At 35.8% G+C, this 25310-nt stretch carries 23 protein-coding genes; 19 read left to right on the forward strand and 4 right to left on the reverse strand.

The window, feature by feature from the left end; all coding sequences use genetic code 11:
- The first annotated feature begins 325 nt into the window (after nucleotides 1–325).
- The 5 genes from JMM81_RS06890 to JMM81_RS06910 all read left to right on the forward strand — a co-directional run bounded on the left by JMM81_RS06890 (nucleotide 326) and on the right by JMM81_RS06910 (nucleotide 5163).
- Complete coding sequence (locus tag JMM81_RS06890) at nucleotides 326–901, forward strand: transposase (RefSeq protein WP_256240796.1); 576 nt, start codon at nucleotides 326–328, stop codon at nucleotides 899–901.
- A 52-nt stretch (nucleotides 902–953) separates the two neighbouring features.
- Nucleotides 954–2486 carry a YifB family Mg chelatase-like AAA ATPase gene (locus tag JMM81_RS06895; protein WP_256240797.1) on the forward strand — a complete coding sequence of 511 codons (1533 nt, stop codon included), beginning with the start codon at nucleotides 954–956 and terminating at the stop codon, nucleotides 2484–2486.
- 205 nt (nucleotides 2487–2691) lie between these two features.
- The gene (locus tag JMM81_RS06900; protein WP_256240798.1) at nucleotides 2692–3084 is read left to right on the forward strand and encodes a hypothetical protein; all 393 of its coding nucleotides are present in this window, start codon (nucleotides 2692–2694) and stop codon (nucleotides 3082–3084) included.
- A 24-nt stretch (nucleotides 3085–3108) separates the two neighbouring features.
- The gene (locus tag JMM81_RS06905; protein WP_256240799.1) at nucleotides 3109–4242 is read left to right on the forward strand and encodes a PDDEXK family nuclease; all 1134 of its coding nucleotides are present in this window, start codon (nucleotides 3109–3111) and stop codon (nucleotides 4240–4242) included.
- A 204-nt stretch (nucleotides 4243–4446) separates the two neighbouring features.
- On the forward strand, nucleotides 4447–5163 hold the full coding sequence (locus tag JMM81_RS06910; protein ID WP_256240800.1) for a hypothetical protein: 717 nt from the start codon (nucleotides 4447–4449) through the stop codon (nucleotides 5161–5163).
- 44 nt (nucleotides 5164–5207) lie between these two features.
- Here the strand turns inward: JMM81_RS06910 and JMM81_RS06915 are convergent, their stop codons facing one another.
- Both JMM81_RS06915 and JMM81_RS06920 read right to left on the reverse strand, forming a co-directional pair.
- Nucleotides 5208–5426, reverse strand: a complete 219-nt coding sequence (locus tag JMM81_RS06915; RefSeq protein ID WP_256240865.1) for a hypothetical protein — start codon at nucleotides 5424–5426, stop codon at nucleotides 5208–5210.
- A complete protein-coding gene (locus JMM81_RS06920; RefSeq protein ID WP_256240801.1) occupies nucleotides 5377–5673 on the reverse strand; it encodes a transposase in 297 nt (98 codons plus the stop codon). Before JMM81_RS06920 ends, JMM81_RS06915 begins: the two co-directional genes overlap by 50 nt.
- A gap of 79 nt (nucleotides 5674–5752) precedes the next feature.
- On the opposite strand from JMM81_RS06920, the gene JMM81_RS06925 reads away from it, so the two are divergent.
- From JMM81_RS06925 to JMM81_RS06945, 5 genes are all read left to right on the forward strand, one after another.
- Nucleotides 5753–6664 (forward strand): recombinase family protein, encoded by a 912-nt coding sequence (locus tag JMM81_RS06925; protein WP_256240802.1) that lies wholly within the window; start codon nucleotides 5753–5755, stop codon nucleotides 6662–6664.
- 195 nt (nucleotides 6665–6859) lie between these two features.
- Nucleotides 6860–7501, forward strand: coding sequence for a hypothetical protein (locus tag JMM81_RS06930; protein ID WP_256240803.1), 642 nt, complete (start codon nucleotides 6860–6862; stop codon nucleotides 7499–7501).
- Between the two features lie 175 nt (nucleotides 7502–7676).
- Nucleotides 7677–8234, forward strand: coding sequence for a metal-dependent hydrolase (locus JMM81_RS06935; protein WP_256240804.1), 558 nt, complete (start codon nucleotides 7677–7679; stop codon nucleotides 8232–8234).
- A gap of 12 nt (nucleotides 8235–8246) precedes the next feature.
- A complete protein-coding gene (locus JMM81_RS06940) occupies nucleotides 8247–9887 on the forward strand; it encodes a helicase-associated domain-containing protein (RefSeq protein ID WP_256240805.1) in 1641 nt (546 codons plus the stop codon).
- Nucleotides 9877–11001, forward strand: a complete 1125-nt coding sequence (locus JMM81_RS06945; protein ID WP_256240806.1) for a hypothetical protein — start codon at nucleotides 9877–9879, stop codon at nucleotides 10999–11001. The genes JMM81_RS06940 and JMM81_RS06945 overlap by 11 nt, the downstream gene beginning before the upstream one ends.
- A gap of 181 nt (nucleotides 11002–11182) precedes the next feature.
- Here JMM81_RS06945 and JMM81_RS06950 read toward each other — a convergent pair whose 3' ends face one another.
- Nucleotides 11183–12703, reverse strand: coding sequence for a zinc-ribbon domain-containing protein (locus JMM81_RS06950; RefSeq protein ID WP_256240809.1), 1521 nt, complete (start codon nucleotides 12701–12703; stop codon nucleotides 11183–11185).
- Nucleotides 12704–12853: 150 nt separating this feature from the next.
- Between JMM81_RS06950 and JMM81_RS06955 the strand changes: the two genes are divergently transcribed.
- From JMM81_RS06955 to JMM81_RS06995, 9 genes are all read left to right on the forward strand, one after another.
- The gene (locus tag JMM81_RS06955; protein ID WP_256240810.1) at nucleotides 12854–13507 is read left to right on the forward strand and encodes a hypothetical protein; all 654 of its coding nucleotides are present in this window, start codon (nucleotides 12854–12856) and stop codon (nucleotides 13505–13507) included.
- Between the two features lie 5 nt (nucleotides 13508–13512).
- Complete coding sequence (locus tag JMM81_RS06960) at nucleotides 13513–15279, forward strand: ORC-CDC6 family AAA ATPase (protein ID WP_256240811.1); 1767 nt, start codon at nucleotides 13513–13515, stop codon at nucleotides 15277–15279.
- 214 nt (nucleotides 15280–15493) lie between these two features.
- Entirely contained in the window at nucleotides 15494–15877 is a 384-nt protein-coding gene (locus JMM81_RS06965) for a recombinase family protein (protein WP_483862173.1), read from the forward strand.
- 30 nt (nucleotides 15878–15907) lie between these two features.
- A complete protein-coding gene (locus JMM81_RS06970) occupies nucleotides 15908–16684 on the forward strand; it encodes a hypothetical protein (protein WP_256240813.1) in 777 nt (258 codons plus the stop codon).
- A gap of 168 nt (nucleotides 16685–16852) precedes the next feature.
- Entirely contained in the window at nucleotides 16853–18691 is a 1839-nt protein-coding gene (locus JMM81_RS06975; RefSeq protein WP_256240815.1) for an AAA family ATPase, read from the forward strand.
- A 669-nt stretch (nucleotides 18692–19360) separates the two neighbouring features.
- On the forward strand, nucleotides 19361–19975 hold the full coding sequence (locus JMM81_RS06980) for a hypothetical protein (protein ID WP_256240816.1): 615 nt from the start codon (nucleotides 19361–19363) through the stop codon (nucleotides 19973–19975).
- Between the two features lie 68 nt (nucleotides 19976–20043).
- Nucleotides 20044–22455 carry a hypothetical protein gene (locus JMM81_RS06985; protein WP_256240817.1) on the forward strand — a complete coding sequence of 804 codons (2412 nt, stop codon included), beginning with the start codon at nucleotides 20044–20046 and terminating at the stop codon, nucleotides 22453–22455.
- A gap of 302 nt (nucleotides 22456–22757) precedes the next feature.
- Nucleotides 22758–23765, forward strand: a complete 1008-nt coding sequence (locus JMM81_RS06990; protein ID WP_256240818.1) for a zinc-ribbon domain-containing protein — start codon at nucleotides 22758–22760, stop codon at nucleotides 23763–23765.
- Nucleotides 23766–23817: 52 nt separating this feature from the next.
- Nucleotides 23818–24549, forward strand: coding sequence for a YkgJ family cysteine cluster protein (locus JMM81_RS06995; protein WP_256240819.1), 732 nt, complete (start codon nucleotides 23818–23820; stop codon nucleotides 24547–24549).
- A gap of 249 nt (nucleotides 24550–24798) precedes the next feature.
- Here JMM81_RS06995 and JMM81_RS07000 read toward each other — a convergent pair whose 3' ends face one another.
- Nucleotides 24799–25032 carry an integrase core domain-containing protein gene (locus JMM81_RS07000; RefSeq protein WP_256240820.1) on the reverse strand — a complete coding sequence of 78 codons (234 nt, stop codon included), beginning with the start codon at nucleotides 25030–25032 and terminating at the stop codon, nucleotides 24799–24801.
- Nucleotides 25033–25310: the final 278 nt, after the last annotated feature.

Below are 25310 nucleotides of genomic sequence, written 5' to 3' on the forward strand. Positions count from 1 at the left end.
AATACATGAAGATAGTAATGATTCTACTTTATATAGGTCGGATAATTATAGAGATTGTAAAAATCTGGGTCAGACCCCCACTCAGCTAAAGTGTAAAGTGATAAAGTGCGAAAGCAAAGCAGAGAGTAAACCGCTCTCTGCATTTTCTTTTGAGGGACAGGCCTCTGTCCTAGCAGATTAAAAAGGTAAGGATCATTCGTGCTAAGGGAATATATCTTCGTTTTTTATAAAAACCATTCCTTAGGAAGAAGGAAAATAGCGAATCGTGTAGAATATTGTTAGTATGAACATGAACAAATATAGATATAGAAAGAAGTGAAGAAAATTGGCAAGACGGCTTCGTGTTTGGTTTCCAGGTGCCATGTATCATATTACGAATCGAGGCAATCGACGTGCTGCCCTATTTTACGATAATAGTGATCGAAAGGCCTACTTAGAACTAATAGAAGAAGTTCGATTCTATTTCCCTTTTACCCTCCATTCTTATTGCCTCATGACAAACCACATTCATCTCCAATTGGAAACCATCAATCATCATACCATGCATATAATGAAAATGCTTAATTCTAGATATGCCATGTATTTTAATAAACGGCATCGACTAGTTGGACATGTTTTTCAAGGCCGTTATGGATCAGAACTCATTGATACGGTAGATTATCAATTAGAAGTTAGCAGATATATCCACTTAAATCCAGTTGATGCGAAAATGGTAAAATCCGCTGAGAATTATCGTTGGAGTAGTTATGTTGCCTATATTTTTAATGAAACAAATCCCCATGTAACCACTCATAAAATACTATCCTATTTTCCCAATCCACAAAAAGAAAACTATCGTAAATATGTTGAAAGAGGTTCCTCAGCTAATCTAATAGAATCAATGGAAAATATAGAAAGATAATTGGAGTCGAATGAGATGACAGTTTTATCATGCAATGAATGGAGGTCTTACTTTGACAGTCAAAATTTTGAGTATTGGTCTAAAAGGTTTAGAAGGATATCGAGTACAGGTCGAGGTACATATTTCACCAGGAAAGGAGTCAATGGTGATTGTGGGCTTGCCGGATGCCTCTGTGAAGGAATCAAAGGAGAGAGTGCTGTCTGCCATAAGGAATCTGGATTGTGATGTAACCGATCAGAAAATTGTTGTGAACTTATCGCCACCGGAGCAAAAGAAAAATGGACCGTTCTTTGACTTGGCAATGGCGATTGGGGTGTTGAAAGAAACAGGTGAGCTGAAAGAAAAGATCCCTGAAGATACGGTGTTTATCGGGGCTTTGTCGTTGGATGGCACCATAGAGAAGATAGAAGGAATGTTACCGGCACTAATTGCAGCTAAAGCTCTAGGATTTAAGAAGGTTTATGTACCCTATGATCCATTGCTTCCATTAGACATGCTGGAAGATCTGGAATGTATCGTTGTTCGGCATATCAATGATGTTCTACAACATTTAGCTGGACAAATGTTGTTGTCACTTCCTATTCCATCACTAGCTATCGATCTAGTACCTAAAACATATGAGTATCAAAAAGATTTTAGTGAAGTCATTGGTCATGAACAAGCAAAGCAGGCATTGGAAATCGCTGCTGCTGGGGAACATAATGTATTAATGAGTGGTCCACCCGGCTGTGGAAAAAGTCTGTTGGCCGAAACGTTTCCTTCTATTTTTCCTCCTTTGACAAAGGAAGTGCAGCTTGAAGTGATTAGCTTATATCAGTTGGCTCAAGAAACCCTCGTTTCGCCACAAATGCCCCCTTATCGTCACCCACATCATTCTGCTTCTTCTGTTGCCATTATTGGTGGTGGTTCTTATCCAAAACCTGGGGAGATATCACTTGCCCATCGGGGAGTTTTGTTTCTTGATGAAATGGCGGAGTTTCCAAAGAAGACATTGGATATGTTAAGACAACCGCTTGAAACGGGGAAGATTACCATTAGTCGAGTACATTCTACTGTTAAGTATCCTGCTGCTTTTATTCTCATTGCTGCAATGAATCCATGCCCTTGTGGGTTTCTTGGTTCCAATACTCATTACTGTACTTGTACTCCAAAACAAATCCAGTCGTATAGAAATAGAATTTCAGGGCCGATCCATGATCGAATCGATATTCTGCTTTCTTTAAAATCAGTTAATCTTGATCAATCCTCTCAATCACGACCATCATCCGATGAAATCCGCAATAGGGTAGAAGGAGCAAGGAAAAGACAATATGAACGGTATCAAGAACAAATTTGCAATGCTAAGGTTTCATTTGAAAAGTTGTCAGCAACAAGTCCATTGAAAGAAAACCAGCGAAATATGATCAGGCAAATCTCGTCCAAACAGAAATGGAGTAATCGTGTTGAAATTAAAATGATACGTCTTGCAAGGACCATATCTGATTTATCGGACCGTGAAGAGATAACGGATGAATCGATTTGGAAAGCGATCACCTTAAGACGTGAGAATCATAACAAAGAACAGATGAAGATAGGGAAAGGATAAGAATCAAATGTAAGATGGATATATTGTCTGGCTATGACCTTCTACTTTTATATTTAGAAAAGACAGAGCGCATTTACCCTCTGCATTAACTTCATACTTTATCGCTTTAAACTTTAACTGAGTGAGGGTCTGACCACGAATTTTGAAAGCTAAAGGTTATTATGTACAATTAACACTAGCAAGTGGAGACTATGGGGTGAATCTTTTGGCAAACAAAAAACTAACTATTGAAGATATGCATTTACTAGCTTCGTCACGTGGAGGAAAGTGTTTATCAGAACAATATGTGAACAGCCAAACCAAACTAGAATGGGAATGTTCAGAAGGTCATAGATGGGAAGCTGTTCCAGCAAAGGTTAGATACGGTCAATGGTGTAAAAAGTGCTCAGGAAACGTGAAAAAAAGCATAGAACAAATGTATGAGTTGGCAGCAAAGTATGATGGTAAATGTATTTCTACAGAGTATGTGAATAATATGACTCCGCTTGAATGGATTTGTGACAAAGGCCATTATTTTACAGCATCGTATTCAGGAGTAAAACGGTCTATTAATAATGGAGGCTTTTGTTCTATTTGTGGCCGGCTTAGAGGTGCATAGAAAAGAAGGAATACAATTGAAGAAATGAGAGAAATTGCAGTCTCAAAAGGTGGTAAGTGTCTATCTGATCAATACATTCATGCTCACCAAAAGCTTACCTGGGAATGTGCAAATGAACATACATTTGATATGAAAGCTAATGACGTGAAAAATGGTCATTGGTGTCCTCATTGTCATTTTTACCTTAATGAAAATAAATGCCGGTATATACTAGAACAGCTTACAGGCAAACGGTTCAAGAGCACGAAGAAAGTGTTAAATGGGTTGGAGTTGGATGGATATAACAGTGAGTTAGAAGTAGCATTCGAATATAATGGCGTTCAGCATTATGAATACATAGAGTTTTTTCATAGAACATATGATGAGTTCTTAAAAAGAAAAAAGTATGATGAACAGAAACATCATCTATGTAATGAAAAAGGAATTAAATTGATTGTCGTTCCCTATACCATCACAGACGACACTGAACTAGTAACCTTTATTTTTAATAAGCTAAATGATGTTGGTATTAAACCAATTGTCGAAGTGAAAGATTTTCATTTTAAGAGATTTTATCGAAAGTCACCCATGATAAAAGAACTTTCAGATCTTGCTAAAGCTAGAAGTGGAAAATTGCTTTCTAAACGATATCATAATAATAAAACAAAGCTAGTATGGGAATGTGAATTCGGGCATCAATGGGAAATGCGTCCTAATGATGTTAAGAGCGGACAATGGTGTCCCACTTGTAATGGAAGCCATAAACTAACAATAGAAGAAATGGATCAAATTGCTAGAGAAAGAAACGGGTTATGCCTTTCGATCGCGTATATTAATAATAGAACGAAGCTAAGATGGCGGTGTACAAAGGGGCATGAGTGGGATGCTGCCCCGGACATGGTTAAACAAGGTACTTGGTGTGAGATATGTGTTAAAAAGGAAAACGGAAAAAAGCGAAGACTTAAAATCGAAGATATGCATTCCATTGCTAAAGAACGTGGAGGTAGATGTCTTTCAAAAGAGTATATAAATAGTCGTACTCATTTATTATGGGAATGTTCTAGCGGGCACACTTGGAAGGCAAATGCTAATAACATTAAAAGTGGTACATGGTGTCCTCGTTGTAAACATAAAAAGGTCGAAACAACAAGTAATACAGAACAGCTTAGTTTGTTTTAGTGTAAATAGGAATGGGGATAAGAAATTTTTTATCGTGTTCTATGAGTAAATATTGCCTTTTTCAAGTGACTGCTGTTGGAAATGACAATAGAACTTAGCGGTTTAGGATGAAATGAAAAGCTCGTAAGAAGAAAAAGTGAATAGGGGCAATAAAGCAAGCCACTGAGTTAGCGTTAAAATTATCAAAAAAGAGGTGTTTTTGTAATGGTGATTTTACCTCCTCAATTAGAAGGTATTTATTTATTGAATGAAGATTTAAAGTACTTAGAAAAACTTTCTTATGGGGAAACTGAGGATTCAATTAATAATATTGAACCTTGGTCTAATTGGAGAAATATTTTCGAATATGTATCTATTGTAGAGTATGCAAAAATGGAAATAAGTAAATTGCCTAAAGGGCGTCAAATTGGATCAACTGATGTTGTCCCTGCTAGGTATCATTCTACAAGCATGATATTTTACTCACAGGCGGTTCTTGATGTAGTTAAACTCTGGCTAGCCGATTACTTTTCCTTAAAAAAGGACATTCCAAAAAGCTTTTATTATCAGAAGTTTCAAGAAGCTATTCAAATAAAGCATTACCCATTTAGCTATTTTTACGAAAAACATGGGGAATTTATTTATGATCTAAAAAACTATCGGTATGAGTGGATTCATAGAATTGCTGGTGGAGCCAATATATACGCAGATAAAAATTCAGGAGAAGTGGATGCAAACATTTCAATTCGCGTCCCAATGGAACCAAAATTAAGCAATGTTAAAGATAATGTTAGCCGGATCCAGGAACTAATAGCAGAAAACGGATCTTGGTTATATTCAATTGATGAATTCTCAGAAAAAATCTCATCTGATTTACGAGAGTTTATTTATGATTGTATTGGTATCATAATAGAACGCGAAAAAAATGGTTCACCTAAATAACAGCATTATAATACTTAATTTATTAGTTTTTGGTTGTGTATTAATTAGCTCTGTTTTACTAATATGAAGTTAGCTGCAGAAATAGTTAATATTGAAGCAACAATTAGCCTATAGAATTTCTGTTCTTCCTTCAACGAGCCTTTTAACTGCTTCGGTTGATCAAATACTTGACCATTTGCCTGAAGGCATACCGTTCGCCACTCCTCAATCTGTTCAACGATACAGTCCCTTTTTGCGACAATACTCAGCCAGTTCCGTTTCATTCATCGCGAACGTCTCTATCACGATTAAAAACTTATCTTGACTGTTCCATTTGTCGCTTGTTTGTCCATTGCCAGGCGTTGCCACACCAGCTGCACGTGCTTCCTTACGCCACTTGTACAACGTCACTTCTGTGATGCCTTCTTCTTTCGAAATTTGTCCCACTGATTCGTTATTTGGTGGCATCATACGTTTGACAATCGCTTCTTTTTGTTCCTGCGAATATCGTACTCTATTTCTCTCTGTCATATTGATCGACCTCCGTGTTATTTACTTAACTATAACACTAAAGTATCCTACGACATCTATGCTAACAGAGAGGGATAGCATGATTACTAACCCGATATACTGTGGGGACTTTGTGTACCAGCGATATTATGTCACAGATACGTTAGCCGGGAAAATGACTGAAAACAGAGGTGAACTTCCTCAATACACAATAAGGGATCACCATCCAGCAATCGTGAGTCGGGAAGATTGGGAAGCGGCTCAACAAATTATGAACAATCGGAGTGAGAATAGAAAAGAAAGTAAAAAAAGGCCTCACGATCGCCAAGAGTTTTTTAACATATTTCATTGCTCTGAATGTGGAGCACCAGTTATTCATGTAAGAAGTTCAAAAGGTGGGGTTCATTACTGGCGCTGCAGAACTGCTGAGAAAAAATATGTTGAAGAAACGTGTGAAGTCCGTGGATTTAGAGAAACATCAATTGAACACACTTTCATAGCACTTTTACAAGAAATGAGAAAGGAAGATGGTTTTAGGGATAATATTAAACAAGCACTCAAAGCCCATGCCCCTGATGACAACGAACGGAAGAGGATAGAACAAGTTAAGGAAGAGATGCAGCAATTATATTATCAGCTCTACGATGCGGTAGAGGATGGTGAAAAGCATGGTGGCGATCCAAATCAGATGAAGACTATAGCGGACCAGATTGTGGAGTTACAAAATCAAATATATGAATTTGAAGATAAAGAGCAAAAATGCTTCGAAGCAGAAAAAGACTTAGAATGGTTTTTGGATGAATTAGAAGGCATTCAGGAGTTTAAGCCAGACAAAGAGCGGATAGAATTTCGACAGGATATTTTCAGCCGAATTGTTGAAAAAGGAGTTATTCACCCAGATGGTAGGGTTGTCTACGATTTGAAGTTTGGCAAGAAGCTGACAGCTACTGGAAATGAAAAGATGGCATGGCGATTGAGGAAGAAAGGAATGCCTCGTAAGAAGAAAAAGTGATTATAACTACGATTAAAGAGTTAGGGTATCGAGATCGTTTTTAAAATAAATTATTTATTTTGTCATATCTCTGTTCTATCGAACATACCATATAGTGTTTAATAATATATGGTTGACGGAGAGCTGTCACCTTTCAGGCAGCTCTCCATCCTGAAGGTGACGGCTTTTTTCTGTTCACCGGAAGGAGACATTTGCATGGATAAAAATAAAGAAAATAATGAAACAAACAGAGGAAATAACGAAATTAAAAAGCTATTATCAAGCGATGAACAGTTCAAAAAGAATTGTGAATTAGCAGACTTGGGTCATGAATTAGCTAAACAAAGTGTGTATCCTGTCCTATTTAATGTAAAAGAAGTAAGTGAATTAGAAATTGTACCAACAGCTATTTATCGTGATGATGCTTGTCCTCAACTAAAAAGGCTGGATGGAAAACGTGCAATTGACTTTATTGTCAAAAAATCATCTAAAGCTTTCCCACAGTTTTCGAAGCAAGGTTGCGAAAGTTATGTTCAAGAAAAGTGGAGAGATGATAAGTATCGATGCTTCAAAGATGTTAATTTTGGGGTGGGAAATCCTAACACAGTAAAAGGTGAAATTTTTAAGCTACAGGCAGCTTCACACTTCCTGTTTGGGTATGTAGATAAGGAGAAAAAAATTATCACTGAATGGATATGTATTAAAGATTTAACAAGATTAGTTGAGTTAATTCATGAAGAAATGATACCATTCACAACCTACGAAGATGATAATGGTAAAATAAATATCTACATTCCGATAAGGATTTTAAAAGAATATAATTTTGTCCATTATCACTATCCAGATGACATTCAATAAAATATAAAATGTGAAACGATGCGTTTTTTCTTATTAGAGGGGATATGAAATAATCAGATTGCTCATTGCCGTTATAGGTGATGGGCTTTTATTTATGTTTTCATAGGTGAAAAGTTATATCCATAAATAACCAAGCATATCTATTAAATAAAATCATATGGGGAGCTTGGTTATATTGCGTTATAAAACACATATCGTAAGCTCGTTAACAGCAGGTGCTGGTTTGTCAATTATGTTAAATTATCCTTTTCATATTGGCTATGTAATTGGGATATGTTTTGGTAGCTTGCTGCCGGATATCGATGAACCGCGATCGTTCATCGGTCGTAGATCCTTTGGTCTTTCTAAATATGTTAAACAAAGATATGGACATCGCGGTGTTACATATAGTTTATTTGCATGGATGCTTGTATCATTTGTTTTTTTGATCTACCCATCTTTCTTAACAGTTGGCATTTCATTAGGGTACCTGTTTCATTTAATCGGAGACTTATTTTCAGTACGAAGCATTCCTATTCTTGCCCCATTTAAACCAGTCCGTCCGAATCTCCCCTTTACATACAAAACAGGTAGTTTTACAGAGGACATATTACTCTACATTTTTACTTTTCTATTATTCTATTTTGTGTTTGTATTCGGAAAGCTCTACACCTATTTGATCCAATCAACAGTAGAGTTAGTCTCTTGGATTATTCATATATTAATGGATTACCTAAAGACAATATCTAAATGAGGAAGTGGTGAAGTGTATAGAAAACCGTTGGTCATTCATCCTGACAGCAGGAATATTTATTTGTTGGAAGGTTTAGATGAAAAAGGAGAAGTCGGTCAGGAATTAATTGAATTCGCAGATTTAATTCAAGCACCCGAGCAAGTTCATACATATGCTTTAACCCCATACGCGTTATGGACTGCAAAAGCAAAAGGGGTAGAAGTAGACTATATTACTCACTTCTTAGAGCAACAATCTCAAAATGTAGTACCAGATTCGTTAAAAGAGACTATTAAAAAGAATATGAACCATTTTGGAGCATTACAATTTTCCATGGATGATGATCGTTTGCAATTACAGGCAAGAACGGAAGAGTTAATAAGCGAAATTAAAGCCATTGAGGGAATTCAAAGTAAAATCGTAGGTCATCCGGATCCGAAGACTTTATTGTTTAAAGCTAGGTACAGAAAAGAGGTTAAGAAACTACTCTTTGAGCATGAATTATTTGCAAAAGATATTGTATATGAAGTTGGAGAGGAATTAGATATTACCAGCATAAACCTTCAACTATTGGATTACCAGCATGCTGCAGTTGAGTCGTATTTAACTTTTAACCACCAAGGTGGAGGTGGTGGAACGATAATTATGCCACCGAACTCAGGAAAGATCCTAGTCGGAATTAAAATTATTGAGGCACTAAAAACATCAACACTAATAATTGTCGAAGATAAACATAGGGCAGAGAAGTGGAAAAGTGAACTCATTGAAAAGACAGACCTATCTGAGAGCAATATTACAATCTTTAGTAAGGAAGACAAAAGCTTAAAACCAATTACAATTGGAACATATGAAAATCTTGCTGATCACGTAGAGGATTTGGAGGGCTTTGGTTTTGTGATATATGATGATGCTCATAAACTTCCAACGCCAACGCATGAAAGAACAGCAGATATTCAAGCAACAAATAAATTAGCTTTAGCATCAACTCTTGCAAGATCTGATGGCAATGGCCATCTTGTTTTAGCATTAATTGGGCCAAGATGGTACGAAGTACTGCATCGAACCCTGGTAAACCGAGGATACCAAGTTCCAGTGAGGTGCGTAGAAGTTAAAATGCCTTTACCACCAGATGAGTGGCGTGAATATATAGCTAGAGATCATAATAAGAAAGTAAATCCGGATACTTTAAATTCTAACAAATATAAGGCGCTATCCATTTTATTAAAAAAAGAGAAAGCAAAAAGATTATTGGTTGTTTCTTATTTCAATGAGGTTACAACAGCATGTAGTGAACTAATTGAAATAGATACATTGACGAATCAGTTAGGTGAAGAAAAGCAAAAATACCTTATAAGTTCATTTAACAGTAGAGAGATTGATAAATTAATAACATCCTCAAAACTTATTGAAAATATGCCACTTTCCATGGTTGAAGTGATGATTGCCTTATCCCATCAGCAAGGGTCTGTAAGGGAAGAATATCTCCGGCTGGGGAAATTACTGCCGGCAGAAGAGTGGAAAGAAGATGCTGTATTGTATTCACTCGTTTCATTAAATACGGATGAGGAAAGACATTATTCCAAAAGAAGACGAAGACTTATCAATTATGGATTTCATTATCGAATTCTTACATTTGAGGAGTTAGTGGATAGGGGTGAGTTTTTTGAATCATAAAGAAGCCCTTTCGCAATTAAGCCAAGAACAGTTAAATGAAATATTGGATAAGCTAAGAATCGAACCATTTAAGGGTGCCACGAAGACATGGATTGCTAAGGATATCGCAGCATTTTATCAAGATTCAAAAAAGTTTCATCGTGTAATACAAAGCTTTGGTGAAAAGACAATAAATGATTTACTACTTTTTACACATATTCAAAAGCCAATTAATGATGAACAAGCACAGTTATTTAATGATTATGGAATACTTGTTGAGGGAGAGCTTCCAGATGATTTGAAAGATTGTTTAATCCAGTGGTCAAGGTCGATGTTTGTTAAAACCTTTTCATCAATTAGTGAAGTTACTAACCATAGCTTTTTCTTGAAATGTGTTTTATTACTTAATTACTTTGAAAGAGAACAGAATGTGAAATTAACCCAGAGAAAAAATGATCGTAATGTTCGCCTTTTGACAGAAAAGTTAATCATGGACAAGGAAACAGTTTGGAAAGTAATTAATACTTTAGTTAATTATGGATTGATCAAGAAAACTAAAAATCTCTATGAACTTAATGTATCTGCTTATACAAAATGGAAAAAGCAAACAATAGACAAGGTTTTAGAAACCTTTTATGAGACGCAAGTTGGAAGTAGAGGCATTTTGTTTTTACAAAAAATCTCCAAATACCAACAAAGTCCTGATGAATGGGTTGATATGATTGTCATTTCAGACACAGCTATAGAATTTGACCTATCAAGGCAATTAGGCTTAATACAGGTTCATAAGGAATCGGGAAAAACATATGTACAATTGATGCCGGAGGGCTGGTATCTTGCTAAAAAGCAAGTTCATCCTTTATGGAATCAAGAAGCACTGTTAGTATCTGCTTCATTTGAAATCTTTGTACCTTATCATTATGATCCTTTTATACTGTTTGAACTATTGCCAGTATGTAGAATGAAAGATTCTCATTATTTTTTGGTGTTTGACATTGAGCTGGGGCAGGTAATAAAAAATAAAAAGGTTTTACAAGAGTTTCATTATACTCTGACGGGATGTGCTTCATTCATTCCAGATGTAGTTAATTATGAACTTAAAGCCGCAATTGATAAATTAAGAGAAGAAGTATAAAGAGCAATCAAAGCAACCCACCGAGTTAATGCATAGGATTCTATACGGATACTTGGTGGGTTTATTTTTTAGTGAATTCTAATAATAAGAAAAGCTATGAGGAATATCCTCTTCATCTTGCAACACATCGTCAAGAACAATACTTGAATCCAACAAGCAGACAATTATCTTGGAATTAAATCTATAATGAATTCTTTTTACAGTATCTACACTTGGCACTTCTTCTACTGTTGGGTGCTTGAGACCATTTATGGCCGTTCTCACAATGCCAAATATATTCTTCCCTTGCATACGGCCCCACTTCATCAGGACGAACATCACCGTTTTCAGTAGGATGCCATTGTTTAGCTATCTCAGTTTTTTTAACAGCCAATGATTTTTCCTTTTTTACCTTTCTCGGTTTAAAGCGACCATATTCCTCATAGCAATAACGACACTTTCTTCCAGCTGTACGACTGTAAATGAGAGCATCGTGACTATGACCTCTCTCACATATCCACCAAACTTTATCGTGCTGACCTTTTGTCACATTAAAAGGTGTAAGTCCTAGTTCTTTATTTTTTTCATGATCCCATTCTTTCAAAAGATGTGGGTGTGTTGTAGCAAGGCAATTGGTTTCGTTCACCCTTTTCCCTGCGCAATAAGGGCAATTTTCACCTTTGCTAGTCCTCCAATTAATTATATAATCGTATGTTGATTTACACTTCGGACAATCCCAATACACTTTTTCGTTAGAATGGGGACGGTATTCTTCTGGTGGTTTATCGTTTTTTTCATAGTTCCACTCTTTTGATATTTCAGGGAACAATAATTTTAAATTATGTTCTTCTGTTGCCTCTTGACCAGCGCATACCTTGCATCCGTGCCCTTTCGCCTTACTTCCAATTTGAGCTAAGCTAGTATGACCTTCTTTACATTTAAAAAAGGCCATGAAGTTTGAATTTCGTTTGAAATGCTGAGGAAGTAAATCTAAATTTCTTTCATAATCCCATATCTTTTGTATTTCAGGAACACTTTCTAATAAGTTATCTTTAACAATAATACCTGGTATTTGAGCGAGTATTGGGATATTATCAATATCTACTTGAATAGTATTCTTTACCCGTTTGATGTCTTCGGTATACCCATTATAGTGATCATCAATCATGGATAATAAATCCTTGATCATTTCGCTTATTTTCTTAAAAGTTGATCTTTCGTACAAATACTCTTGCATTCCATTTATTTTAAGGGGTGGCAATCCATTATCTCTCACTCGTATAAGAGAATATCCTGCCTTTAAGATCAATCTACTTTTTTCTATATCTCTGTTTACATTCTTTTTATGAGCAAATGCACCATCATATTCAATAACGAGTTTAAGAGAAGGAATGTATAAATCTACAGTCTTGTATTTTTCAATTTCTTTAATTGGCGTATTAAGTTGAGCATCTTTAAAGATTTTCTTGAAATAAAAATATATAGCAAGTTCTGGGAATCCAACGTTATATCTTTCATGACATTTAGGACATCCTGTATTATGAATAGCTCGGTTTTTAGCTTGAGTTTCCCAATTATGACCACATTCCTTACAATGCCAAATAATATACTTATCAGATCCAGTTCTTACATTATATGGTGTATTACCATTGTTTTTTTCTAACGGCCATTCTTCAATCAATTCCGGACGTTCTTCAGCAATAAATCCCCTTGTATTCTTCATTTTTTCTCCTTGTCGATTTCGATATAGTAATAATATTTTATCAATTTGTATATTTAATGGCTAATTAAATAAGGAGTGGTGGAGCTACCAAAACATGTAATTTCTTTGTTATAATAATTTATAATTGGTAACTTATTGGAGAGTGAGTAAATGTCAGAGATTTTTAGTCAAATGAATAAGCTAATAAATACTAATTGGGATAGTACTCTTAAGCATTTTCAAAATGAATATATAGATGCGGAACAAAAGGCGAGATGTGTTTATTTTATTAGCAATGAAGTAGAGAAGATGACTAGTAATGAATATTTAGCGACAATTGTAAAAGAAGTATTTATTGATTTAACTAATGCAATTTTCTTATCAGTACAGTCACATTATAGAACGGCATTTTTATCTTTACGAAGTTCACTAGAATTAACATTAGTAACTGTTTATTTTGCAGATCATCCCATTGAGTTTGCTAAATGGCGTGCTGATACTAAGGACTTTCAATTTAGTAACACGCTCTTAGAAGTTTTGAGTAAAGATTATGTGGAAATTATTAATCCACCTGTTGAACCAAAACTTAAAGAAGTCCAATCGCTATATAGGGATCTTTCACAGTACGTACATGGCAAATTCAATTACTTGTCTGTAAATAAAGAAAAAGTTTCACAGTTTGATAAGGATCAAGTGGAGCGCTTTTTGGAACAATTTGAAAAGACAGTTAATATCATAGTTAACTTTTTCAGGTTTAGATTTAATGATGAGGTACTGATCGCTTCAAAAAACTATGGCTTTTTAAGAGGCTTGATAGGAGAGTAACTTATATGTCTGATGTAGCAGTAGCGCTTCAACAAGCTAGAACCGAAGACTTAACTAAGCAAGAAATTAACAAATATAAGTGTTTACACGATTCTGAAATTAGAATACTAAATCTATTAGAAGGCCCTGGTTGCCATTTGCTTGAAGGTAGTAGAGGCGTCGGTAAGTCAATGTTATTAAGGTTAGCTGAATACAACTTAGATGAAACTATAAAAAGTAATAAGGTACTTGGTGTTTATGTGAACTTTAAATCGTCTCTAGTATTAGAAAAGGATAAATTTAAGGATGAAAAATACTCTTTTAAAATGTGGATAATGGCAAAGATTCTTCAAGCTTTCACTGAAAAACTTTATTCTTTAGGGATTATTGAAGGGGACAGTACGCTTCAACCATATTATGAATTGTTTAATATTAGAGGAATAAATAATTTAGGAACCGCCTTAGAGAAAAAAATAACATTACTTCAAAGACTTGCTTTAACCAAAGATAGTGGAGAAAGAGATGAAATTGAAAAAGAAATTGGTATTAACTTTGCTAATACATTTAATGATATTGAATATGTAACTAAAACAATAAGAGATACTTCAAAAAAATTAAATGTAAATAGAGTAGTCTTTTTATTCGATGAAGCTGCTCATACTTTTGTACCTGAACAGCAATCAATATTCTTTAACATGATAAAGTTACTCCATGGTGAGGAAGTAAGTGTAAAAGTAGCTGTATATCCGGGTATTACTAATTATGGTGGGAATTTTGAGTATGGACAAGATGCGATTCCAATTCCACTTGAAAGAAATGATTTGTATTCTCAATCTGCCAGAAAGAACAACATACAGTTCTATAGAGAATTACTACAGAAGAGACTTCAAGATAGTAGTGAGTTAGCTAAGAAGTTTTTTCAACGCGGAGAAGTTCTAGACTTAATCATCTGTTTATCTAATGGAAATCCAAGAGGTTTTATGCATATCGTCTCGAAACTAGTTCAAGATGGCGAAATATCCAATAGAAACGCAATACTTAAATCTAGTGAATATATTGAAAACGAACTTGTGAAATATCACAAAGATTTAAAGCAAAGGTTGCCTAAAATTACTTCAATAATAGATTTAGGGTTTGATGTAGTTAAAAATTATATCTTATCTGAATTGCAAACGAAGAACGAGGGTAAATCTCCTGAATTTAAAAAGCAATCTGTATTTTTTACAATAGAAACAACTTCTCCATATAAGATACAGAGAGCAATGGATATACTTTGTTATTCAGGGTTAATTTCAAAGGTAGGAATTGTAAAAATAGCTCAAAGAAAGACTGCTCCTAGATATTCCGTTAATTTGGGACTAGCAGTGCAAAATAGAATATTTGCAGAAACTTTTTCGAGGAAACCTATGGATGCAATCACAAGATTATCTAAAGATGACTATAGAGAGTTTTACGCTTCAGATAAACAATTTGAACATTTAATCAGTGTTCATCAGGATAGTATGGCTCCGTGTTCGCATTGTGGTCGCCCTAGAGAGAATATAGAATTTACTGGTTGTCCATATTGCTTGACACCTTACCCTACTAACGACATTTTACCTAAGTTAATGGAGGACCCTATAGAAGCAATATCAATTCCTAACTTTTTATTTAATTATTTATCAACTTCCGAAAAATACAAAATAGTAAAAGATATTTATACGGCTTCTTTAGAGGATCTACAGGAAATTAATAGAATAGGACCGAATCGTGCTAGGATTATAAAAAATATAGCTGAGGAATACTTGTCTTAAACAAAAACTTGTTCAATTATATATATGCTATGGACTATAAATAACTGCTCATCACCCTAATCGGTGGTGGGCTTATTTTTTTGTCCTTTCTAAATACATCTACACCGCATAGTAATTAAAACTGCATTTTGATGATGATGAAAAGATAAAAAGTGGCAATTTAGTACCAGATTTAGCGTTTTTGATTTGAGGAGAATCTAGATATTGATTTTTTATCTTTTTAGCATCAAGGGGCGATTATTTATTTCAAAAACATGTGACCGTCGATACATTACAGTCCAAGGTCGTTCGTAATCAAGGAGAGGAACCACAGTATTATATTGAAAATCATCATGAGGCTATTATTAAGCCAAAGGAATGGGACCGAGTTCAAGACATTTTAGAAGAACGAAAACGAAATAAAGGATTTATCAAAGAAGGACATCGGAAGTACGAAAAAGACGAAATGAAAAATGAAGCTTTTATTGAAAAACTATATTGTGGTGAATGTGGATATGTGATGGGGCATAGACGAAGTGTAGAGAGACGGACGAACAAACCTTTTGAAACGCACTTCTGGGTGTGTTGTCGCCATGATCAGAGATATAGAAATAAATGATGCGATACAAGGCGTATTCGCCAGGATTATTTGGAATGGAACTTCATCCGCTTTTTAAACCAAGTTCGCGCTGATTCTAATTTTAAAAATGACGTCTTACATTGGATTAAGAGATTAGAATTAACAGATGAAGAGGAAAAAGAAAGAGCAGCTTTGCAGGAAAGAGTAGAAATACAAAATCAAAACTTGTACAGTGCAGTTGAAGATGGGATTCATGATAACGGCCAAAACACTCAGCTGGTGGATAAACTGACAGAAGAATTAGTGGAGTTGCATGAGCGACTGAAACACTTTAGTGAACGCGAAAGACGTGTGGAACATGAAAGGAAAATGTTTAAGGAAATAATGAAAAAGGTGAAAAAGTATGTGGAAGGAGCAAGCGAGGACTTTCCAGAAGGTTTGTTTCAAGAATTTATTAGTAGTGCAGAGGTGTGTGAAGATGGAAAGGTCACCTACCATCTCATATTTGAACTTGAACAAAAAATGCCGGAAACCTACGACGACTATGTTGAGATAAAAAGACAGCAAAAGAAGCAGAAAACGAAGGGAAAACATGAGACCTTACTTAAAGGGGCTGAGGTGGAGGAGCTGTTAGTATATTGCGAGGAGCCAAAGGATCTTAAAGAGATTGTAACTTTTATGAATGAGAGGATGGTCATTTCCGATTCACACATCTTCCAAGTAATTTTGAGACCATTAATGAAGCAGGGGAAACTAGAAAGGTTCAAGGCACCGGAAAGGGGAGGAACTAGAGAAGTGTTTCATTATCAGGTTAGTAAGGAAAAGGGTTTGCTGAGTAAAATTTAATAGAAGAAAACATCCAAGGCTCATCTCCATACAAGGAGGTGGGCCATTTTTTCGTGTATGCAAAAAACTAAAAAATGATGATGTGGTAAAATAAGGTATAAACAAATGGCTGCAGGGATTGTGTTAATGGTTTAGTAATAAATTTCATGGAGCATTGGAGAGGTTAAAGTGAAGATAATTGGTTTTAAGATTAATAACTATAAGTCAATAGGCTCGACAGAGAACTTTTTATCCGTAGAACCAAAAGTTACTGCCCTAATCGGAAAGAATGAATCCGGGAAGAGTAATATCTTAGAGGCTGTAGGCAAATTGTCATTTGATAGACCACTTAGTTCTAGTTACCTTAATAATAAAAATAGGGGAGCGTCTGGTGAAGTTTCTATCATTGTTCATTTGGAATACTATCAAAGTGAATTAAATGAATTTGAAATTAGTCAAGCAAATACATCAATAAGTTTCACAGATAATAGAGTGGTTAAGATTGAAGGTGGATTATCGGAATTATTGAACGATGATGAATTACTAATGGAAGCTATTCAATGTGTTCTGGAAATGAATATTAGAAGTGTTTGGGGAAATGACTCTAACCGCATTAAATCAGTACAAGATTATTTGAATGGCTTGAAGGCCATAACTTCACAAGTTTATATAAATCATAGCGCTAGATTAGGTAATTTAAAAAATTGGATAACCAATGATTATACAAGCAAGGAAGACTTGATTGAGAAATTGGAGATTATTGATAATTGTCTTACAAAATATTATTCTCTTCTACCTAGTGTGTATTACCGTGAACAATACCCACAATTAGAAGCAAGTTATAAATATGATGATATAAAAAATATTTTTAAAGAACCAAACCATATCTTTAATAGATTCCTTTTAGCAGCAGGTATTACTGAACAAGAAATAGTAGAAGCATTTGAAGACCCTATAGATGGTAATAGGAAAACTGTTCGAAATAGAATTGCAAGAAAAATTCAGAAAAACATTGAGGCAGAGTTTAATGAATTTTATAATCAAGAGAAAATCGAATTTCAAGTAGAATTTGAGAGTCGTGTCTTTAAAATATATATATTAACTGATGATAAGGCAATGAACCTAAGTGAAAGAAGTAATGGATTACGTTGGTACATAAGCATATTTGTTGATGTGCTTTCTCGTGAGTATAAAAATAAATCTTTAGTTTACTTGCTAGATGAACCAGGTGTATATTTACATGTTAATGCTCAAAAGCAACTCCTAGAATTATTTTTAAGACTAGCAGAAAGAGATAACCAGGTAATATATACTACACATTCTCCATACATGATAGACAGTAGAGACATAACCAATGTCAGGGCTATTGAAAAAGTCGAGGGAGGTAATACAAAAGTATTTAAGAGTGCTTATAATCAAAATTTATCAAATGACTCGAAAATGGAAACTCTATCCCCATTAGTGCAAGCTATTGGAGCGGATTTAAAGTTTAATATAGGACCATCTACTAGTAATAATAATCTCATTACTGAGGGCATTACAGATTACATGTATATGAATGCTATGATAAATTATTTGGCGATTGATAGCGCCCTAAATATAATTCCATCAGCAGGTGTTAGTAATATCAATAGAATTGTTTCAATTTTAATTGGCTGGGGATGTGAATTTAAGATCTTATTAGACTATGATAAAGCTGGTTACAACGAATACGATGTTTTAGTCAATAAACTGGATGAGACTTTAGAAGATAAAATCCTATTCGTAAGTTGTAACGAAGAAGTAGTTAAGGAGAAAATGTGGAGCAACCCACAGACAATTGAGTCGTTAATTTCTAAAGATGACTTTAAAAAATTGAGTACCCCGTACGATGGTTCTAGTTCGTCAAAGAAATTAGCAGCAAAAGAATTTCATGATAAAGTAGTAAACAAGGAAATCCAACTTGAGAACGAGACAGTGTCCAATTTTCAAACATTGTTTGAAGCAATAGAAATTCAAAAACATAATATAGCGATTGTTAGAGATTAATAAAGGTGGAGAGATGTCACTTAGATAAAGTAATGTAAATTCAATATATCTCCACTAAATAAAAAATAGTATATGAATTTTTGACACCTTAAACGAGCTTGTCTATAATTATCCTATACTTAAATAAGTATGCCGCAGTTACGGGTTCGAATCCCGTACTCCTCGCCAAATCAATAAACATTGCCCTAAGTAGCAGTTATTGGATTATTGGTGTGTTTATCGCTAATACCCTTTCAATTGCTATGACGACTTCATGGGAGTCATTCTCGAAAGATAATAAGGAGATGATAGGGATGACAATGTTAACAATCTTTACCCTGCTAATAACCTTTGCGGCTTCCGAGGGGTTAGTTTAATTGGTAAAACGGTTGATATAGGAACCGAGGTTATTAGCAAACCATCATAAATAGTAGAAGCAAAACATTTTTATAGATGAAGTTTTTATCATTAGGCTTATCTCCATTTACGGAGGTGGGCCATTTTTTTGCGTTTTATGGAGTGAAATTGACAAAAAATTAAACGAGGAATTAGTAGAGGAAGAAGTGATTAGTTATGGTAAATGTCATAGACTGAAAATATTTTTTACAGGGGTTTGACATTTTTAAAAGTGAGGTTTATGATAGTTACACAAAATTCGTTACGGTCCGTGACGGATTGGAGGGACTTCAAGTGAATATTTTCCAGATTAAAACCAAGCCGCATGATAAGGAAAGACTTAATGAATTCGTACAGGGGAAGTTTATTGCAATAGGTTGGCCTGGGATTGGTGACCTTGATGGGGTTGAAAAAGAAGAAATTCGACAGAGACTTGAACAACGCTATACGTACAAAAATGCTCGTAGCTTAGGGAATGATCTCGGAAATGTGTGGGCTTTCGTTAATACGATGCAGGAAGGTGATCTTGTGTTATTCAATGGACATCAGGATCATGTTTATATTGTGAAGGTCGGGCCATATCGATATGAGGAACGTTATGACAATGAAGAGGGAATGGCCCATCAAAGAGCATTTAAACTGATAAAAGTTGCGAAGAGGGACGATCTGAACCCTAAGATACAGGAGCTTCTTCGTAATCGTAGTGCTGTGACCAAGTTTAAGTATCCGTTAGAGGATGCTGAGTTGGATGATATACCAGCAAATGAAATCCTTAACTTCAATCAAAAAATAACGGTAGATAAAGCGGCTATAGAAAAAGCTCTTAATATCCTTTATTTAGAGCTTGAATCAAACGATTCCGACCGGCGCTTTAAAGCAGCAATTGAACTGTTACAGTTTGCCAAATAAGCTATTAATTTTTAACCAGTGCCAACAGTATGTATCAGTAACATTTAAGAACGAAGTGAGGCGTTGTCATGAGTACGAAAACAATCCGTCGAGTTAAGTTAATAAAGGAGCAACAGTATTTAGGCATGCTTGAACTTTCTGTAGATGAGTCAGAGTATGCACTTTCAGTAACGGGCGATATCAACGAACACATAAAAAAGATAACACAGTGTCTTAAGCAAAATAACGACTATGAGGATAAGTTAGCGTTTTGGGATGACCTTATCCAGGAGCTTAAGTCAGAAGAAATCAATGTGGTTGAGGCTGAGGCACCTATAAAAGAAAGAGTGTTCTCAATGCATTTTGATATAGAAGGTGGTGAGATGATGGCAACTCAAACGGATGCCACAACTCATCATTATGTATCTGATGATATCGGACGAAGTATTGCCAACAGAATCAGCAAAGTTTTTTCTGAATTTGGAACGGAGTGCGTGGCAGAAATTGAAGTGGCTTTGTCAGAAGAAAATTGGGAAGGTGCTTTTTCCTTGCTGAACAAAGGCATGCTTCATCTTGCTTCAAAGCAAACAAAAATGTCGTTATTCTCCTTACTACAATCCTTACCACCTTCGGCTTTAGACGCTTCTAAGAGAAAACGATTCTATGAAATAAAATTTTTACTTGGAGAGAGTACAGGGCGATTTGATTTGGTCTTTGATGATGCTTCGCACTATTTAGAGGAATTTTGTACAGAGGCGGAACCAAGGCTGATCCAAAATATTCTACTGTTGAAGGCAAATGCAGCGGCGAAACTTGGTAAGAGGGAGCTTGCCTATAGCATGTATCAGGAAATTATAAAAAAGTCCTTTGATGATTATGGCACACTAGCCTGGGCGTACCGAGGTCTGGCTATCATACTTGGTAACGATAATCCAGATGCCGGCTACCATGAAATGCGAGCCGCTGATGCTTTTTTAGTAGATGGAAATAAAAAGGAGTTTGTTACTAGTAAGATATCACTATCTAATCGTTTCCAAAACTCCAATCCGGAACAAGCGATTGGAGTTTTGGAGGAAGCAATAGGTGTTTTGAGTGAGGTGGATCTGCGAGAACGGGAATGGCTTGCAAGACTAGCCTTAAATAAAGCTCAAATCTATCATACATGTGGGCAGCATGAAGCAGCCGTCGAAGAGGCTGAGCGCTCGATTGCACTACGTGGGAAGGATGCGATGATTGGTAATGAAGCAGCAAGGATTGCCAGTCTCAACTCTGCGTTGCTTTTTTCAGAACATATTGAAGTAGACGACAGTAGGCGTGCAACTTATGACAAATATGAAGCGATGATTGGTGAGCTTGAGAATGGAATGCTAGATAAAGATCAGCCCTCTTATTTGCTCCGGAAGAATTTATCGCAGGCGCTAGTAGATAAGGATGTTGGCCTGCTTAAAGAGCTTGAAACGGATGTGATGGAGGAACGTGATGTGGACATTCGAGCATCCTACTGGATTTCACGTGTGCTTGCGAAAACAGATGCGACATTTCTTGAAAAATTGGAGCTGACGGAAAAAGCATGGTCTGAGGCAAGTGCGGGAAAAGCGAGTTATGATTTAAAGGCGGCGATTTGTAGTTTGTTTGCAGATCTTTATCTCGAGCATCAAGATACGGATAAAGCACTGCATTGGTATCAAGAATCCCTATATTACAATCCGTTTTTGTGGCATTGTAGGCAAAATTACCTTGCTTTACTGTGGGAGGATGAGAGATGGGACGATGCAGTGAAATTTTTGGAGTCGCAGCGGGAACGGTTTGGGGACCTGCCATCGCTCTTATTTACCTATGGAAAATCGTTGGTTGAAGCGGGCAGGTCTGGAGAAGCACTTCCAATTCTTTGGCAAGCACAAAAGAAAAGTCCTGAAGCCACTTATATTAGAACGTATATTAATAAAGCTATGGACAATTTTGATGGTACAGTTGTGACGCCTGAAGAGACCGGCGAGGCCGTGGTGCCCTCTGAAGGTGTTACACTTACGGCGTTAGAAGAGTGTTTAAAGGATTTTGTTAAATTTGTTTCTCAAGATAAAAGGATGAGTTTTTGGAGAAATGATCCAAAACAAAAGGGACATAAGTGGGTGAAGTTTCCGGAGCAACATGGACAGAATTTGTTGCACACTTTTATTAAATCGCGATTTGGTTCACGTGTTGAAGCAATTGAGGAAGTTGATACAGGGGCTGGACGCATTGATATATATCTTCGTTTTGAAAATGGATTGAAAACAATTATTGAGCTGAAGCTGTGTGGGGGAGGGTATTCTAAGGATTATGCGGTTTCTGGTATTGAACAGTTAACGCATTACTTAGAAAACAAGCAGACACACCTTGGGTATCTCCTTATCTTTGATGGACGGATGAGGGATTGTGGCAAGGGCATTGATGCAACCTATCCTTATCAGAATTATACCATCCGTAGCTTTGTAGCAGACATTCACCCTAAAGTTAAATAGGGTTTAGGGACAAGCCTTCACTCTTAATGGGTCTCGAAATTGTATTTTATAAAAAATCGCAAACGGTCATACATGTAAGATAGTGATAAAAATAGAAGAAAGTGACTAATTAGGCTGATTCCCATAGGTGGGGATTGGCCATTATTTTGTTTTATAAGGGTTACTTTCTATTAATGTATAATAGACTTGATAAAAATTTCTAATAGTTTAAAGACTATATATTCTTGTACTGCTTTAAAAATGGTAAAATATAACTGGTGATGAGTAATGTGAAAAATGAAGTTTAAGTAAGGAGTTCCAAAATGCCCAAAAAATACATCCCCCTTTCACAAAAGAACCCAAAATTAGCTTCAGAATGGCATCCCTCAAAGAATGGCGCTATTACACCTGCTGATGTTGCAGCTGGTACCAATAATTTTGCATGGTGGAATTGTGAGAAAGGGCATGAATGGGAAGCTAGAATAAATTCCAGAAATCGAGGAACTGGCTGCCCTATTTGTTTTGGTAGATTCCAAGAACAATTAACCAAGACCCATCCTAAACTGGCATCGGAATGGCATCCTAACAAAAACGGGAATTTAACACCTGCTGATGTTACAGCAGGATCTACTAGAAAGGTATATTGGAAGTGCTCTAAATGTAGTTATCCATGGCTATCTACAATTACAAATAGAAAACATGGAAATGGTTGTCCGAAGTGCGCAGGTAAAGTAGTAACAGAAGAAAATTCATTAGCAACTATTAATCCTAAGGTTTTAGAAGAGTGGCATCGAAGGTGGACTTGTGAAAAGAAACATAGTTGGGAAGCAGCACCTTCTACCCGTAAAAAGGGACATGGTTGCCCGGTCTGTGATGGGCAAATAGCTACAGTTGAAACATCGCTAGGTACAGTGAAAAAAGAGCTAGCAAAAGAATGGGATTATGATAGGAATGAAAACTTTACTCCCTTTGATATTCTCCCAAACTCTAATAAAAAATTTTGGTGGAAATGCTCTAAGGGACATTCTTACAAGGCGGCTCCGAATCATCGAAATAGAGGTGAAGGGTGTCCATACTGTGTAGGGAAAAAGGTTGGAAAAGATAACTGTTTAGCTACGGTTAATCCAAAGCTTGCTGCTCAATGGCATCCAACTAAAAATGAAGATCTTACACCTTATGCAATAACAGCTGGTTCTAGTATAAAGGTGTGGTGGATTTGCGATAAAGGGCACGAATGGCAAGCCACTGTTTATAGTAGAAAGGGTAGTAAAACGAACAAACCAAGAGGCTGTAAAGAATACTATGAACTAGGGCGGCGAAAGAAAAAATAGGGGTGGCATAAGTATTTGGTATGTATAAATGAATAAATGTTGGAGGTAGAAAATGAACAAAATCGGAAGAAATGATGCGTGTCCTTGTGGATCAGGGAAAAAGTATAAACACTGTCATGATAAATCAAATGATCAGTGGAATACATTAAATGTGGAAAATTATCATAATAAGCCCATTTTCGATAATATTTCACATAATGCAAGAATAGGGGCGAAACTGTCAAAATTAAATACAAAAATTGAAATGCAAGAGCTTAAGGGGATAATTCCAAAGCAAACAGGACTTAATTATTTAAAAGAACTTTACAGCATACTTGATGAAGGAACATCTATTATAGGTAACCAATCTTCATGTACTAAAGGATGCTCTTCTTGTTGTTATCAACTTGTAGAAATTACTGAATCAGAATACGAATTAATAAAATCAAATATAAAAGAGAGTTATGATGAGTTTAAGGAGAATCTTGCAACCGCAAATAAATATACACCAACAATATATCCCTCTGGAAAAACTGAATTAGATAGACATTTCGGTAAAATGACTCCATGTCCATTCCTAGATGAAAACCAAGGAATGTGTAGGATATATAGTTCTCGTCCATTAAATTGCAGAACTCATTTTGTTTTTAACGATCCAAAAGATTGTTCTATTCCTGGTGGAGTTACCAAGGAGTTTTCTTCACATTTGTATGGTACCCAAGTAAGTATACTTTTGGAACACATTAATGATAAGTTCTTTAATAATACGGCATCTAAACCGCTTGGTTCATTAAGCTTTAAGTAAAAGTATAATAAGGATCGGTGCCTAGGATCGGTGCCTGTGCGTTGCGATCCTTAAAGTAGACAATATATTTTCGGATTTCCTTAAAGAACTCAGTGCTGACAAGGCCTGAGTTCTTTCTCCTTCTCATCATCCTACAAGTGTTTCATAACCCTAGAAGGCAGTCAAGGAAGGCACTTGACAACCTTTCTAGGGTTATGAAAATTGGCTACTAGGATGAGAAGGGGAAAATGTGGCATGTATGCCCTTTTCTTAACTCGCCTTACTATAAAGAGATAGTATCTTGTAATCTAATACTCCTTGAATGCGCTTATGATTATAATATCGTATATAATCATGAATCATTTGTTTTGCTTCTTCGATAGACGTAGCCTTTTTTAGCCCTTTTTTCTCTGCTTTTAAGAAAGAAAAGAAACTCTCAATACACGCATTATCAATACAATTTGCCTTCCTAGACATGCTCGGATTAATCTTATACGTTTCCATTAATTCCTTCCATCTATTAGATCTGTATTGCATTCCACGATCAGAGTGTAGGGTCAGTGCCTGGTACGCCTCGAAAAATCTTGTTTCACGAAATGTTCCACATGTGTATATTGGATTTGATTGTCAAAAGAATATTGGTGCCTGTGACACGCTATTATTGATAATTTCACACATAAAAAAAGTGCCAGTTCCAACAGTAGTAACCTCACTACTTCAAAACTGACACTGGCTTTCATTACATAACAGACTCTGGTTGGTATTTGTTCTATAATTCTAGT

This window comes from Bacillus sp. V3B (assembly GCF_024494465.1).
Taxonomy (GTDB): Bacteria; Bacillota; Bacilli; order Bacillales; family Cytobacillaceae; genus Bacillus_BD.

Bases quoted from the DNA above. Each gene is read 5' to 3' on its own strand.
- JMM81_RS06905 (WP_256240799.1), top strand. From the start codon at position 3,109: ATGAGAGAAATTGCAGTCTCAAAAGGTGGTAAGTGTCTATCTGATCAA.
- JMM81_RS06910 (WP_256240800.1), top strand. From the start codon at position 4,447: ATGGTGATTTTACCTCCTCAATTAGAAGGTATTTATTTATTGAATGAA.
- JMM81_RS06915 (WP_256240865.1), bottom strand. From the start codon at position 5,426: ATGAAACGGAACTGGCTGAGTATTGTCGCAAAAAGGGACTGTATCGTT.
- JMM81_RS06920 (WP_256240801.1), bottom strand. From the start codon at position 5,673: ATGACAGAGAGAAATAGAGTACGATATTCGCAGGAACAAAAAGAAGCG.
- JMM81_RS06925 (WP_256240802.1), top strand. From the start codon at position 5,753: ATGATTACTAACCCGATATACTGTGGGGACTTTGTGTACCAGCGATAT.
- JMM81_RS06930 (WP_256240803.1), top strand. From the start codon at position 6,860: ATGGATAAAAATAAAGAAAATAATGAAACAAACAGAGGAAATAACGAA.
- JMM81_RS06950 (WP_256240809.1), bottom strand. From the start codon at position 12,703: ATGAAGAATACAAGGGGATTTATTGCTGAAGAACGTCCGGAATTGATT.
- JMM81_RS06955 (WP_256240810.1), top strand. From the start codon at position 12,854: ATGTCAGAGATTTTTAGTCAAATGAATAAGCTAATAAATACTAATTGG.
- JMM81_RS06960 (WP_256240811.1), top strand. From the start codon at position 13,513: ATGTCTGATGTAGCAGTAGCGCTTCAACAAGCTAGAACCGAAGACTTA.
- JMM81_RS06985 (WP_256240817.1), top strand. From the start codon at position 20,044: ATGAGTACGAAAACAATCCGTCGAGTTAAGTTAATAAAGGAGCAACAG.
- JMM81_RS06990 (WP_256240818.1), top strand. From the start codon at position 22,758: ATGCCCAAAAAATACATCCCCCTTTCACAAAAGAACCCAAAATTAGCT.
- JMM81_RS06995 (WP_256240819.1), top strand. From the start codon at position 23,818: ATGAACAAAATCGGAAGAAATGATGCGTGTCCTTGTGGATCAGGGAAA.
- JMM81_RS07000 (WP_256240820.1), bottom strand. From the start codon at position 25,032: ATGGAAACGTATAAGATTAATCCGAGCATGTCTAGGAAGGCAAATTGT.